The organism is Luteimonas mephitis DSM 12574, assembly GCF_000422305.1.
GTDB lineage: Bacteria > Pseudomonadota > Gammaproteobacteria > Xanthomonadales > Xanthomonadaceae > Luteimonas > Luteimonas mephitis.
In genome coordinates, this window is the sequence record NZ_KE383817.1 from 304,650 (window position 1) to 318,661 (window position 14,012).

At 68.7% G+C, this 14,012-nt stretch carries 12 protein-coding genes; 3 read left to right on the forward strand and 9 right to left on the reverse strand.

The features are described from left to right. Window positions 1-5: 5 nt before the first annotated feature. The 3 genes from H570_RS0115095 to H570_RS0115105 form a co-directional block, all read right to left on the reverse strand. Entirely contained in the window at window positions 6-2,141 is a 2,136-nt protein-coding gene (locus tag H570_RS0115095; RefSeq protein ID WP_027081465.1) for a putative bifunctional diguanylate cyclase/phosphodiesterase, read from the reverse strand. Then, a complete protein-coding gene (locus tag H570_RS0115100; protein ID WP_027081466.1) occupies window positions 2,138-3,058 on the reverse strand; it encodes a phosphate/phosphite/phosphonate ABC transporter substrate-binding protein in 921 nt (306 codons plus the stop codon). Before H570_RS0115100 ends, H570_RS0115095 begins: the two co-directional genes overlap by 4 nt. 97 nt (window positions 3,059-3,155) lie before the next feature. After that, window positions 3,156-3,953: an RNA methyltransferase gene (locus H570_RS0115105; protein ID WP_027081467.1), complete on the reverse strand. Its 798-nt coding sequence runs from the start codon at window positions 3,951-3,953 to the stop codon at window positions 3,156-3,158. Between the two features lie 87 nt (window positions 3,954-4,040). On the opposite strand from H570_RS0115105, the gene H570_RS0115110 reads away from it, so the two are divergent. After that, window positions 4,041-4,868 (forward strand): inositol monophosphatase family protein, encoded by an 828-nt coding sequence (locus tag H570_RS0115110; RefSeq protein WP_027081468.1) that lies wholly within the window; start codon window positions 4,041-4,043, stop codon window positions 4,866-4,868. A gap of 216 nt (window positions 4,869-5,084) precedes the next feature. On the opposite strand, the gene secF is transcribed toward H570_RS0115110, so the two are convergent. The 6 genes from secF to H570_RS0115140 all read right to left on the reverse strand — a co-directional run bounded on the left by secF (window position 5,085) and on the right by H570_RS0115140 (window position 11,515). Next, entirely contained in the window at window positions 5,085-6,050 is a 966-nt protein-coding gene (gene secF, locus H570_RS0115115) for a protein translocase subunit SecF (protein ID WP_027081469.1), read from the reverse strand. A 17-nt stretch (window positions 6,051-6,067) separates the two neighbouring features. After that, window positions 6,068-7,936, reverse strand: coding sequence for a protein translocase subunit SecD (gene secD / locus H570_RS0115120; RefSeq protein ID WP_027081470.1), 1,869 nt, complete (start codon window positions 7,934-7,936; stop codon window positions 6,068-6,070). A gap of 105 nt (window positions 7,937-8,041) precedes the next feature. Beyond that, a complete protein-coding gene (gene yajC, locus H570_RS0115125; RefSeq protein WP_036136475.1) occupies window positions 8,042-8,392 on the reverse strand; it encodes a preprotein translocase subunit YajC in 351 nt (116 codons plus the stop codon). Between the two features lie 240 nt (window positions 8,393-8,632). Further along, the gene (tgt, locus tag H570_RS0115130; RefSeq protein ID WP_027081472.1) at window positions 8,633-9,775 is read right to left on the reverse strand and encodes a tRNA guanosine(34) transglycosylase Tgt; all 1,143 of its coding nucleotides are present in this window, start codon (window positions 9,773-9,775) and stop codon (window positions 8,633-8,635) included. Window positions 9,776-9,863: 88 nt separating this feature from the next. After that, window positions 9,864-10,901, reverse strand: a complete 1,038-nt coding sequence (gene queA / locus H570_RS0115135) for a tRNA preQ1(34) S-adenosylmethionine ribosyltransferase-isomerase QueA (protein WP_027081473.1) — start codon at window positions 10,899-10,901, stop codon at window positions 9,864-9,866. Window positions 10,902-11,083: 182 nt separating this feature from the next. Beyond that, complete coding sequence (locus H570_RS0115140) at window positions 11,084-11,515, reverse strand: Lrp/AsnC family transcriptional regulator (protein WP_027081474.1); 432 nt, start codon at window positions 11,513-11,515, stop codon at window positions 11,084-11,086. Between the two features lie 182 nt (window positions 11,516-11,697). Here H570_RS0115140 and H570_RS0115145 point away from each other — a divergent pair, with 182 nt between their 5' ends. Beyond that, window positions 11,698-13,206 (forward strand): aminotransferase class III-fold pyridoxal phosphate-dependent enzyme, encoded by a 1,509-nt coding sequence (locus H570_RS0115145; RefSeq protein ID WP_027081475.1) that lies wholly within the window; start codon window positions 11,698-11,700, stop codon window positions 13,204-13,206. Window positions 13,207-13,270: 64 nt separating this feature from the next. Next, the gene (gene upp / locus H570_RS0115150) at window positions 13,271-13,900 is read left to right on the forward strand and encodes a uracil phosphoribosyltransferase (RefSeq protein ID WP_027081476.1); all 630 of its coding nucleotides are present in this window, start codon (window positions 13,271-13,273) and stop codon (window positions 13,898-13,900) included. Window positions 13,901-14,012 lie beyond the last annotated feature (112 nt).

Below are 14,012 nucleotides of genomic sequence, written 5' to 3' on the forward strand. Positions count from 1 at the left end.
GTGCGTCAGTCCAGCAGCGCCATGAAATCCTGCATCACCATCGGATAGCCGAGCCAGTAGCCCTGGGCGAGGTCGCAACCGCGCTCGCGCAGGATGTCGTATTGGCCTTCCTTCTCCACGCCCTCGGCGACCACGGTGATCCCCAACGAGTGCGCCATCGCGATGATCGCGGTGGTCAGCGCCAGGTCGTCCGGGTCGCGCAGCACGTCGGCAACGAAGCTGCGATCGATCTTCACCCCGTCCACCGGCACCCGGCGCAGGTGGCTCAGGCCCGAGAACCCGGTGCCGAAATCATCGAGCCAGACCTTGACGCCGGTGCTGCGCAGGCGCCCGAGCAGGGTGCTGGCACGGATTTCGTCGCCGATCACCGCGGTCTCGGTGAGCTCGATATGCAGCCGCGAAGGCGACAGCCCGGTGTCCGCCAGCGCCTGCGCGACCTGTTCGGACAGGTCGCCGTTGCGCAGTTGCCGCGGCGACACGTTGACCGCGACGAACAGGTCCTCCGCGCCCTCGCGTTCCCGGGTCCAGCGCATCGCGTCCACGCAGGCCGCGCGCAGCACGGCCGGGCCGATGGTCTCGATCAGTCCGCTCTGCTCGGCAACGTCGATGAACACCGACGGCGCGATCGGCCCGTGCTCGGGATGCTGCCAGCGCAGCAGCGCCTCGGCGCCGGTGAGGGCGTTGTCCGAGAGCCGGTAGACCGGCTGGTAGACCAGGCTCAGCTCGCCGCGCTCCCAGGCGCCGCGCAGGTCCTGCTCCATGTGCACGCGTCGCTCCACCGCCTGGTCCATGGCGCGGCTGTAGAAGCGGTGGCAGTTCTTGCCGGCGACCTTGGCCTGGTACATGGCGATGTCGCCGTTCTTCATCAGCATCGCGGCGTTGGACGCGTCGTCCGGGAACAGCGTGATGCCGATCGACGTGCCAAGGAAGACCTGGCGCCCGCGGACCATGATCGGCCTGCCCAGCTCCGCCACCAGCGCATCGGCCAGGCTGCTGGCCCGGGCGCGGATGTCCGCACCGCTGCCCTCGGCGAATTCGAGCAGGATCACGAACTCGTCGCCGCCAAAGCGCGCAAGCGTGGCGTGGCCGTCGTCGTGGCGCTCGATCACCTCGCGGATGCGACTGGAGAACTGCACCAGCACCTCGTCGCCGGCATCGTGGCCGAGGGTGTCGTTGACGCGCTTGAAGTCGTCGATGTCGGCGAACAGCAGCGCCATCTGCCGCGCCGCGCCGCGCACCAGCATCAGCTGCTGGTCCAGGTGTTCGCGGAACGCCAGCCTGTTCGACAGCCCGGTCAGCGCATCGGTGTAGGCCATGCGGCGGATGTCGCGGTCGTGGCGCACGATGCTGTCGCCCATCCGCGAGAACGCCCGCGTCAGGTCGCCGACCTCGTCGTCGCGCGGCGTCACCGGTACCTCCGTGGCGAAGTTGCCGGCCTCGATCTCGCGCGCGGCATTGGCCAGCTGCCGGATCGGCCGGACCAGCGACCGCTGCACGACCAGGCTCACCACCACCCCGATCGCCACCAGCACCAGCATCATCAGCAGCACCCACAGCGCGTGCTGGTAGCCGATGTCCTCCATCCGGCCGCGCATCGCGGCGGTGGCCCGGTTCTCGTCGGCAATGACCGAGTCCAGCGAATAGCCGATGCGCACCCCGCCGATGCGCTGGCCGCCGATGCGGATCGGCGCCGACACGTCCAGGACCTTGTTGGTCACCTGCACGTGCATGTCGCGCGCCGTGACCACCTCGTACGCCAGCGGGTCCTGCATCGCCTGCCCGTAGGTCGCGATGTCGTCGGAACCGTCGTGGATCACCGCGCCGCTGTTGTCGTAGACGATGACGTAGCTGACGTCCGACTGCTGCATGACGTTGCGCATCAACACCCCGATCGCGTCGAGGTCGAAGTAGTACAGCGGGTTGACCAGGGAATCGGCGAGCTGCCGGGCCACCGCCTGGCCGCGCTCGCGCACGCGGTCGAACAGCAGCGCATGGATCGATTCCTGGCTGAGCGCGACGACTTCCCGCTGCATCGTCGCCTGCCGGTGCAGCATCACGCCGACCACCGCCAGCACCACCACCAGCACGCCAGCGGCAAGCAGCAGGAATCGCGGATAGAGACCGTGGCGCAGCTTCATTATTCGATCTCTTTCCCGACCCGCGCGACGCCTTCGCCCAGCGATTCGAGCGCCTGCCGGCCCTGCTCGTCGATAGTCAGGAACCGGGTGGTCTTGAAGAAGCGCAGCAGCGGCTCGCGCGCGTCGGGGTCGGACGCGGCCTCGGCGAGCACCTGCTGCAGGCGTTCGCGCACGCGTGCATCCAGGTCACCACGCACCATCTCCAGCGCGCGCGGGTAGTCGGCGGTCTTGTGGATCACCTTCATGTCGCGGCGATAGGCCGGCGGCATCCGCAGCGGGTTGTCCCAGTCCAGGTTGCTCATCACCCCGGCGTCGACAAGGCGCTTGTCCACCCAGGTCGCGATGTTGAGCTCGGAGCGCGCGAACAGGTAGCCGACCGAGCCGGCCGCCGGGCGGTCCATCGGCGAGAGCAGGATTTCCATCGGCAGGCCACGCTGCAGCAGTTCGGCCGCCGGCACGAAGTAGGCACTGGTGGAGGCCGCGTTCTGGAACGCGATGCTGTGCCCGCGCAGGTCGGGCAGCGAACCGATGCTGCTGTCGCGGCGCGCGAAGAACACGGTGTGGTAATGACTGACGCCATCGCGTTCGGTGATCAGCAGGGGTTGCGCGCGGGCCTGCCGCTGCAGCTGCACCGCGGTCCCCGCGGTCTCGGTGACCCAGTCGACGCGGCCGCGACGCAGGTAGCTGGCCATCTGGCGGGCGTCGCGCGCCATCAGGATCCGGCCCTCGGTGATGCCGACGTCGCGCATCCGCGGCACCACGTAGTCGAGTAGCGGCTTGAGCTGTTCGTAATGCGCCTGCGGGTTGTCGCTGATGCGGCCCAGGACAAGGATGTGCGGGTCGTCGTTGGCCAGCGCGCCAGACGGGAAGGCAAGCGCGAGCAGCACGACTGCCAGCGCTTTGCCAATACGATCAAGCATTTCGATCAAGGTCGCCGCGCCGGAGTGCAGGGGTCCGGCGAGCCTAGCGGAAATGCCGCGATCTGGCACGCCCGTCCGCCCCGGCAGCCTGCCATCTTCAATGCCGTCCAGCCGCCAACCGCGCCATGCGCTGCGCATCGGCGAGGATCCCGCGCAGCAGCCGCACCTCGCGCTCCCCCAGCTCGCTGCGCAGGAACAGCCGCCGCAGCTTGCGCATCGCCGACGCGGGCGCCCTGCCCTTGTGAAAGTCGATGTCGTCCAGGGTCTGCGCCAGCTGCCCGAACAGCCCCTCCATCTGGGCATGGCTGGCGGGCCGGTCCGGAGCATGGCCGGCGCCCCGCGCCTGTCCTTCGGCCGCCTGTCCCTCGACCATTCCGGTGACCCCGTCGGCCAGCAACGCCACGCGCAGCTCATAGCTCAGCACCTGCACCGCGGCGGCGAGGTTGAGCGAGCTGTAGTCCGGATTGGCCGGGATGTGGACCGCGGCGTGGCACAGCTGCAGCTCTTCGTTCTCGAGGCCGGTGCGCTCGCGGCCGAACACCACCGCCACCTCGCCACCGGCCAGCGCCGTTTCGCAGGCGCGCGACGCCGCGGTCCGCGGGTGCAGCTCCTGCAGCTGCACCCGGCGGCTGCGAGCGGTGCAGCCCAGTACCAGCCGGCAGTCGGCCACCGCATCGGCCAGGGTGTCCGTGCACGTCGCGGAAGCGAGCACGTCGTCGGCACCGGCGGCCATCATGTCGGCCTCGTTGTGGGGATAGCGCTGCGGCGCGACCAGTACCAGGCGCGCCAGGCCCATGGTCTTGAGCGCCCGTGCCGCCGAGCCGATGTTGCCGGGATGCTGGGTGCCGACCAGCACGATGCGGATGCGGTCGGCAGTGGAAGCGTCGTGGTTCATGCGTGAATGGTAAACTCCGCGCCCGGCCCTGGCGCCGGAACGTTCTTTTCCCCCTGCGATTACCGCCCGCGCCCGGAGCCGTCCGCGATGCAACAACCCGCTGTCAATGTCATGGTCAAGGCGGCGCGCGCCGGCGGCAACATCCTGCTGCGCCACATGCACAGGCTCGATGCCCTGAACGTGGTCGAGAAGGAGCGCATGGACTACGCCAGCGAGGTCGACGGCCTCGCCGAAGAGGCGGTCGTCAAGGAGCTGCGCCGGGCCAATCCCGACTACGCCATCCTCGGCGAGGAAGGCGGCGCGCAGAAGGGCAACCGCGGCCCCAGCCGCTACACATGGGTCATCGATCCGCTCGACGGGACCAGCAACTACCTGCGCGGCTTTCCGCACTGGTGCGTCTCGATTGCACTGTGCGAGGGCCCCGAGCCGATCCACGCGGTGATCTTCGATCCCCTGCGCAACGAGCTGTTCACCGCCAGCCGCGGCAGCGGCATGCAGGTCAACGAGCGGCGGATCCGCGTCTCGGAGCGCAAGGAGCTGGCCGGGGCGATGCTCAGCACCGGCTTCCCGCCGCGCGAGCGCAAGCGCGCCGGCGCCCAGCTCAAGTGCGTCGGCGATCTGCTGGCCACCGCCGAGGACGTCCGCCGCACCGGCTCGGCCGCGCTCGACCTGGCCTACGTGGCCTGCGGCCGCACCGATGCCTACTTCGAATCCGGGGTCCAGCCCTGGGATATCGCCGCGGGCATCCTGATGGTGCGCGAGGCCGGCGGCCGGGTCTGCGACTTCCGCGGCGGCGCCACCGGCCCGGTCCACATCGAGACCGGCCCGCGGCACCTGGTCGCCGGCAACGTCAGGATCGTCGATCCGCTGCTGAAGACCATCGCCACTTCGGGGTACCTGCAGGCGTTTTCCTGACAAGACTTCGCGACTTTCGGACACCGGCATGCAAGGCCCCCGGTGCGCTGTGCTTACCCGGGCTAAGCAACTGACCATCGCCCCACGTAGGAGCGCCCCATGGGCGCGATGAGGAGTTGCCGGTAACGCTTCGCGCCCATGGGGCGCTCCTACAAAGGCGCAATGAAAAGGCCGCGCATTGCGCGGCCTTTTTTCCTTGACGCGATTGCCGTTGCCTCACGGCCGGCGCGCCAGCGCCTCCAGGTCCTTGGCCTTCGGCATCAGGTCCTGCTTGCTCACCTTGAGCGCGCCGATCGTCAGCAGCGGGCAGGCGATGAAGATCGACGAGATCGTGCCGATCACGATGCCCATCATCTGCGACAGCGCCATCCCCTCCAGCGATCCGCCGCCGTAGAGGTACAGCGCCAGCGCGCTGAGGAAGGCGACGAACGAGGTGATGATCGTGCGCGACAGGGTCTGGTTGATCGATCGGTTGAGCAGCTCCACCGGCTCCACGCGCAGGTTGCGGAAGTTCTCGCGCACGCGGTCGAACACCACGATGGTGTCGTTGATCGAGAAACCCATCACCGACAGCAGGCCGGCCAGCACGGTCAGGTCGAACTCGCGGCCGGTGAAGGCAAAGAAGCCGGCGACGATCAGCACGTCGTGCAGGGTGGTCAGGATGGCGGCGATCGCGAACTTCCACTCGAAGCGGAACGCGATGTAGATCAGGAAGCCGATGATCACGAACAGCAGCGCCCAGACCGCGTTGCGCGCCAGGTCCTTGCCGACCTGGGGACCGACGAACTCGGAGCGGGTGATGTGCGCCGGGTTGGCGGTCGAATTGACCGCGGCCAGCACCGCCTTGGCCGCCGCGCTGCTGGCCGCGACGTTGTCCTGCCCGCTTTCGTTCTGCAATCGCACCAGCAGGTCGCTGCCGCTGCCGTAGGTCTGCACCTGCGCGCCTTCGTAGCCGGCGGTCGCCAGCTGCTCGCGGACGTGGTCGACGTCGGCGGCGTGGTCGAAGTGCATTTCGACCAGGGTGCCGCCGGTGAAGTCGAGCGCGTAATTGAAGCCCTTGATGCCCATCGCGGCGGAGGCGGCCACGGCAAGCAGCAGCGCCACGCTGATGGAGATCCAGCGCAACCGCATGAAGTTGACGTTCGGGGCGGCCGGAATGAGGTGCAGCGGGAAAAGTTTCATGGCTTGTGCGTATCCGGTCAGATGGCGATCGTCTTGAGCTTCTTGCGACGCGCGTAGATCAGCGTGGCCAGGCCGCGCGAGACTTCCACCGCGGTGTACAGCGAGGCCAGGATGCCGACGATCATGGTGATCGCGAAGCCCTTGAGCGGCCCGGTACCGAACGCGTACAGCGCCACGCCGGCGAGCAACGCGGTCATGTTCGAGTCGAAGATCGTGCCCGAGGCACGGTCGTAGCCGGTGGCGATCGCGGTCTTGGCCGGCATGCCGGCGCGCAACTCCTCGCGGATGCGTTCGTTGATCAGCACGTTGGCGTCGACCGACATGCCCACCGACAGCGCCAGGCCGGCGAAGCCGGGCAGCGTCATGGTGGCACCGAACAGCGACATCACCGCGATCACGATCAGCAGGTTCAACAGCAGCGCGACGCAGGTCAGGATGCCGAACATGCGGTAGTAGATCAGGAAGAACGCCAGCGCGAACAGGAACGAGTACAGCACCGCGCGGGTACCGCGCTCGACGTTGTCCTTGCCCAGGCTCGGGCCGACCACGCGCTCCTCGACGAAGTCCATGGGCGCGGCCAGCGAACCGGCGCGCAGCTGCAGCGCCAGGTCCTGGGCGAACTGCGGGCTCTCGAGGCCGGTGGTCTGGAAGTTCTTGCCGAACACGCCCTGGATGGTGGCGACGTTGATCACCTGCTCGGTGGTGCGCGTGCTGCGTACTTCCTTGCCGTCGACTTCCTTCACTTCCTGGAGGCGCTCGATGTACACCACCGCCATCGGCTTGCCGACGTTCTGGCTGGTGAAGTCGAACATGCGCTGGCCACCGGGGCCGTTGAGCGTGACCGATACCGCCGGCGTGCCGCTCTGCGGGTCCGGCTGGTACTTGGCGTCGACCAGCTGCTCGCCGGTGGCGATCACGCGCTTGCTCAGCAGGATCGGCATCGGCTTGCCGTCGGGGCCGAGCTCCTTGCGATAGTACACGCGGGCATCGGGCGGCACGCTGCCGCTGGCGACCGCGTCGTAGGCGTTGCCTTCGATCACGGCGCGGTACTCGAGCGTGGCGGTCGCACCGATGATGCGCTTGGCTTGGGCGGTGTCCTGCACGCCCGGCAGCTCCACCACCACGCGGTCGGCGCCCTGGCGCTGGATGATCGGCTCGGCCACGCCGAGTTCGTTGATGCGGTTGCGCAGCGTGCCCACGTTCTGCTCGATCGCGCCGGTGACGATCTGGTTGACCTCGGCCTCCGGCACGGCAATGGTGAGGATGTTGCGATCGGTCGACAGCTGCATCGTCGGCATCGCCTTGGCGATCGCGGCGACGGCCGCATTGGCGTCGACGCCTTCGCCGAGCGTCGCGCGGATGACGCCGTTGCTGCCCTGGCGTTCGACCGACTCATAACCCACGCGCGCGTCGCGCAGGGCCACGCGGACGTCTTCCGCATACGCCTCGAAGCGCTTCTCCAGCGCCGCCTTCTGGTCGACCTGGAGCAGGAAGTGCACGCCGCCCTGCAGGTCGAGGCCGAGCAGCATCGGGCGCGCGCGCAACGCGTCCAGCCAGGACGGCACGGTCGAGGCGAGGTTCAGCGCCACCACGTAGCTGTCGCCGAGCGCCGGGCGCAGCGTGTCGGCCGCGCGGGTCTGCTCGTCCAGGCCGGGCAGCCGGACCAGCATGTTGCCGTTGTCGATTTCGATCGACTTGGTCGCGATGCCCTCCTTGGACAACGTCGCCTCGATCTTCTGCTGCAGCGCGTCGTCGATGGCGGCGCCGCGGTTGGCAGTGATCTGCACGGAGGGATCCTGCGGATAGATGTTGGGCAGCGCGTACAGCGTGCTCAGCACCACGACCAGCAGGATGACGACGTATTTCCAGCGCGGGAATTCAAGCATCGTTGCGTTTCCAGGGCATCGCGCGATCCGGCCGAGTGGCCCGGGACACGACGTGGCTGTCGAATCCGCGCGCGGCAGGCGCCGCGCCGGAGGGAGAAGTGGGAATCAGGCGGACTTCAGCGTGCCCTTGGGCAGCACGTTGCCGATCGCGGCCTTCTGCACGCGGACGCGCACGTTGTCGGCGATCTCGATGGTGATGAAGCTGTCGCCGATCTCGCGCACCACGCCGGCGATGCCGCCGTTGGTGATCACCTCGTCGCCGTTGCCGAGCTTGTCGAGCATGGCGCGGTGTTCCTTGGAACGCTTCATCTGCGGGCGGATCATCAGGAAGTACATCACCGCGATCAGCACGATCGGCATGACCAGGAAGCTCAGCCCGCCGCCCGCGGGCGCTTGCCCGGCGGCCTGGGCATGGGCGGGGGAAATCAGCAGGTCGAGCAGGTTGAACGAGTTCATCGGGAAAGGTTCCACGGGCAAAATAGCGGGGAATTATGCCACGGCACCGCCCCGGGCGACGCCGGGGCGGCGTACGGAGCGCGGATCGGCGCGCCCCCGGCCGCGAATCGGCGTCGGGGCAGCAATGGACAGCCGCCGGCCGGGAAGGTTCCTCGCGATCCGTTCCAGGGGTGCCCCGTAGGAGCGGCCCATGGCCGCGATGGGGTTGCCAGGCAGGCCAATCGCGGCCATGGGCCGCTCCTACGAATCCGCGGGCGCGCGAGTCTGCCGGGCGGCGAGGAAAGCCTCGCGAAAGGCTTTGAAGCGGCCTTCCTCGATGGCCTGTCGCATCCCCGCCATCAGCGACTGGTAGTACCAGAGGTTGTGGAGGGTGCCCAGCACCGGTGCCAGCATCTCGTTGCAGCGGTCGAGGTGGCGCAGGTAGGCGCGGCTGAAGCCCTGGCTGCAGCAGTAGCAGCCGCAGCCTTCCTCGATCGGCCGCGTGTCTTTCTCGTATTTCGCGTTGCGGATGCGCACGGTGCCGGTGCTGGTGAAGTAATGGCCGTTGCGCGCGTTGCGGGTGGGCATCACGCAGTCGAACATGTCGACGCCGCGCGCCACCGCTTCCACCAGGTCCTCCGGCCTGCCCACGCCCATCAGGTAGCGCGGCCGGTCGCCGGGCAGCTGCGGGCAGGTGTGCTCGAGCATCGCGTTGCGCTCGGCTTCGGTTTCGCCCACGGCAAGGCCGCCGATCGCATAGCCGTCGAAGCCGATCTGCTGCAGGCCCTCCGCCGAGCGAGTGCGCAGGTCGCGGTGCACGCCGCCCTGGACGATACCGAACAGCGCCGCGTCGTTGCCCTCGTGCGCGCGCTTCGAGCGCTCCGCCCAGCGCAGCGAAAGCTGCATCGAACGATCCACCAGGTCCATGCCGACCGGCTTGCCGTCGATGTTCACCGGCGGGCACTCGTCGAAGATCATCACGATGTCCGAACCGAGCACCTTCTGGATCCGCATGCTCTCCTCGGGGCCCAGGAACACGGTCGAGCCGTCGGTCGGCGCCTGGAAGGTGACACCCTGTTCGGTGATCTTGCGGCGATGCGCCAGCGAGAACACCTGGAAGCCGCCGGAGTCGGTCAGGATCGGCCCGTCCCAGCGCGCGAAGCCGTGCAGGCCGCCATGCGCCTCGATCACCTCCAGCCCCGGCCGCAGGTACAGGTGGAAGGTGTTGCCGAGGATGATTTCTGCACCCAGCGCGCGCACCTGCTCCGGCAGCACGCCCTTGACCGACCCATAGGTGCCGACCGGCATGAAGGCCGGCGTCTCCACCGTGCCGCGCGGGAACACCAGCCGCCCCCGGCGCGCGGCGCCGTCGTTGCCGAGCAGTGCGAAAGTCATGCGGCTCATGGTGATGCGTCCCTCGCCTGCACTCCTTCCGCCCGCTTGTCGTCGTTCCAGCCCAGGCTGGAACGACGTTCGAGGGCGGCCGGCGCGCTCATGCCGCACGCTCCGGCCACAGCAGCATCGCGTCGCCATAGCTGAAGAAGCGATAGCGCTCGCGCACCGCATGATCGTAGGCAGCGAAGATCCGCGCCTTGCCCGCGAACGCCGACACCAGCATCAGCAGCGTCGATTCGGGCAGGTGGAAGTTGGTCAGCAGCGCGTCCACCGACCGGATGCGGTAACCGGGGAAAATGAAGATCTGCGTCTCGCCGGCGAACGGCTGCAGCTCGCCGTCGACCAGGGCGCTCTCCAGCGCGCGCACCACCGTCGTGCCCACGGCGATGACGCGGCCGCCGGCGGCGCGCGTGCGCCGCACCTGCTCGACCAGCCCGGCGCCGACGTTGAGCCACTCGCTGTGCATGCGGTGGTCGGCGATGTCGTCCACGCGCACCGGCTGGAAGGTGCCGGCGCCGACGTGCAGGGTGACGTGGCCGGACTGCACGCCGCGTTCGCGCAGCGCTTCCAGCAGCGCGTCATCGAAATGCAGGCCTGCGGTCGGCGCGGCAACGGCACCGACCTCGCGCGCGAACACCGTCTGGTAGCGCTCGTCGTCGTCGGCGCCCGGCTCGCGGCGGATGTACGGCGGCAGCGGCAGGCGGCCGGCGTGCAGCAGCCAGGACTCAAGCGCGCCGTCGACCACGAAGCGCAGGTGGTAGAACTCGCCGTCGCGGCCCAGCACCTCGGCCTCGCCGCCGGCATCGAGTTCGATGCGGCCACCGGGCCTGAGCGGCTTGCTGGCGCCGACCTGCGCCCGCGCCTCGTTGCCGGGCAGCAGCCGCTCGATCAGGATCTCGACCCGCCCGCCGCTGCCGGCCTTGTGGCCGAACAGGCGCGCCGGGATCACCCGGGTGTCGTTGAACACCAGCAGGTCGCCTTCGCGCAGCAGGTCCGGGAGGTCGCGCACGTGGCGGTCCTCAAGCGGCGCCGCGCCGGGCGGCACCAGCAGCAGGCGGCTGGCCGAGCGCTCCGGCAGCGGTGCCTGCGCGATCAGTTCGGCGGGCAGGTCGTAATGGAAGTCGGATTTCTTCAAGGCCGGGGCTTCAAGGGCGGTACGCGTGAAGACAAGGCGCGCATTGTAAGCGGCGCTGCGCGCGGCCCCGCGGAACGTCATCCGCGGGATCGGCCATGGCCGCGAAGCTCCCGCAGGTCCGGCGCGCCACGATGGCAGTCATCGCCGCTTCCGCACCGGCCTGTCCCGTGGGGCGGTTCGGCTCAGCGTTCGAACTTGGTCGACAGGATGATCGACGACGTGGTCCGCTCGACGCCGTCGATCGCGCCGATCCGGTCGGTCAGCACGTCCATCTCCTGCACGCTGGCCGCCACCCCCATCGCCACCAGGTCGTGGGTGCCGCTGACCGAATGCAGGCTGCGCACTTGGGGCATGTCATGCAGCGCCTTGACCACCGCCGCCATCTGCTTGGGCAGCACGGTGACCAGGATGTGTGCGCGGATGCGGCCCTGCTCGACCTCGTCGCCCAGGCGCACGGTGTAGCCGCGGATCACGCCGGCGCGCTCCAGCCGCTCGATCCGGCTCTGCACGGTGGTGCGCGACAGCTGCATCCGGCGCGCGATCTCGGCGGTGGAGGCGCGGGCGTTCTCGCGCAGGATGGAGAGCAGCAGCTCATCGGCCTGGGTCAGCTTCATTCGGATCACCCGCATCGTCGAATCGACGAAATTATCTGTTGGATCGCGCAAATTATCCCTACCAATCGCCGATATTATCGCGATAATAGGATGTTGCCACGGAAAATCGCGGCCGCGGCTGCGGTCCGCACCGACTTTCCCGCCCGTCCCGGGCCAGGCGCCGTATTGAGGAGGAATCGCCGATGTCCACGACCAACCCGCTTGCCGACAAGCTTGCCCCGCTCCGCGCCCACAAGGGCCTGCGCCGCACCCCCGGCCTGGACGATGCGACCATCGCGAAGTTCGCCACCACCCATCCCGAGCTCGAAGCCGCGATCGACGCGGCCGTCGCCGAATACGCGAGCGTCAAGGACACCTTCGCCGACCTGCTCGACCTCGACGAAGACGCGCAGCTGCAGGCCGTGCAGGCCGGCTTCGTCAATTTCTACCCGGCCGACGGCGTGAATCCCTACGTCGCGCTGGCCGCACGCGGTCCGTGGATCGTGACCCTCAACGGCGCGGTGCTGTACGACACCGGCGGCTACGGCATGCTCGGCTTCGGCCACGCGCCACAGGCGATCATCGACGCGATGGCCAAGCCACAGGCCATGGCCAACATCATGACCCCGAGCCTGTCGCAGCTGCGCGCCGAGCGTGCCCTGCGCAAGGAAATCGGCCACAGCATCGGCGGTTGCCCCTACGCCAGCTTCATGTGCCTGAACTCCGGCTCCGAATCGGTGTCGCTGGCCGCGCGCATCGTCGACACCAATGCCAAGACCATGACCGACGCCGGCGCCCGCCACGCCGGACGCAAGATCAAGCGCCTGGTGGTGAAGGGCGCCTTCCACGGCCGCACCGAGGCCCCGGCGCTGTACTCCAACTCCACCCGCAAGGCCTACGAGAACGCGCTGGCCAGCTACCGCCACGAGGACAGCGTGCTGGTGGTGGCCCCCTACGACCTCGCCGCGCTGAAGCAGGCCTTCGCCGACGCCGAGGCCAACGGCTGGTTCATCGAGGCGATGTTCCTGGAGCCGGTGATGGGCGAAGGCGACCCGGGCCGCAGCGTGCCGGTCGACTTCTACGCCGCCGCGCGCGAACTGACCAGGGCGCACGGTTCGTTGCTGCTGGTCGACTCGATCCAGGCCGGCCTGCGCGCCACCGGCACCCTGTCGATCGTCGATTACCCCGGTTTCGAGAACCAGGAAGCGCCGGACATGGAGACCTACTCCAAGGCGCTCAACGCCGGCCAGTACCCGCTGTCGGTACTCGCGGTGAACGAACGCGCGGCCGGCATCTACAAGCGCGGCACCTACGGCAACACCATGACCGCCAACCCGCGTGCGCTCGACGTCGCCTGCGCGGTCCTGGACATGCTCACCCCTGCCCTGCGAGAGAACATCCGCAAGCGCGGCGAGCAGGCCGTGGCCTCGCTGGAGCAGCTCAAGGGCGAACTTGGCGGCCTGATCACCAAGGTCCAGGGCACCGGCCTGCTGTTCTCGTGCGAACTCGACCCGCGCTTCAAGGGCTACGGCGCCGGTTCCACCGAGGAATGGCTGCGCGAGCGCGGCCTGGGCGTGATCCACGGCGGCGAGAACTCGCTGCGCTTCACCCCGCGCTTCGAAGCCGACGCAAGCGAGATCGAACTGATCGTGTCGATGGTCAAGCGCGCGCTGCTCGAAGGCCCGCGGGTGAAGCAGGCCGACGCGGCGTAGGTCTTCGGCTCTTCCTTCTCCTCCGGGAGAAGGAAAGGCGCAGGCTCCGCGATAGACTTCCTCCATGAAGATCGTCGAAGTCCGCCACCCGCTGGTGCAGCACAAGCTCGGCCTGATGCGCCGCGCCGACAACAGCACCAAGACCTTCCGCGAACTGGCCGCGGAAGTCGCCACCCTGCTGACCTACGAGGCCACCGCCGACCTCGAAACCGAGGACGCCGAAGTCGAAGGCTGGGCCGGCACCGTGCGCGTGCGCCGGATCAAGGGCCGCAAGATCACCCTGGTACCGATCCTGCGCGCCGGGATCGGCATGCTGCCCGGCGTGCTGGAACTGATCCCCGCCGCAAAGGTCAGCGTCATCGGGATCAAGCGTGACGAGTCCTCGCTGGCCGCGGTGCCCTACTACGAGAACCTGGTCGGCGACATGGCCGATCGCACCGCGCTGATCCTCGACCCGATGCTCGCTACCGGTGGCACCCTGGTCGCCACCGTCGACATGCTCAAGGCCGCCGGTGCGGCGCGGATCAAGGGCCTGTTCCTGGTCGCCGCGCCGGAAGGACTCGCGGCGCTGGAGGCGAAGCATCCCGACGTCGAGGTCTACACCGCCTCGATCGACGACCGCCTCAACGAGAAGGGCTACATCCTGCCGGGCCTAGGCGACGCGGGCGACAAGATCTTCGGCACTCGCGTGTAGGAGCCCCCCATGGGCGCGATGGGAATTCGCCGTCCCGATGGAGTGCGGCCCATCTGCCAACCGCATGGCGCAGGGATCGCACCGGCGGCAGCCATGCAGCGACATCGCGCCC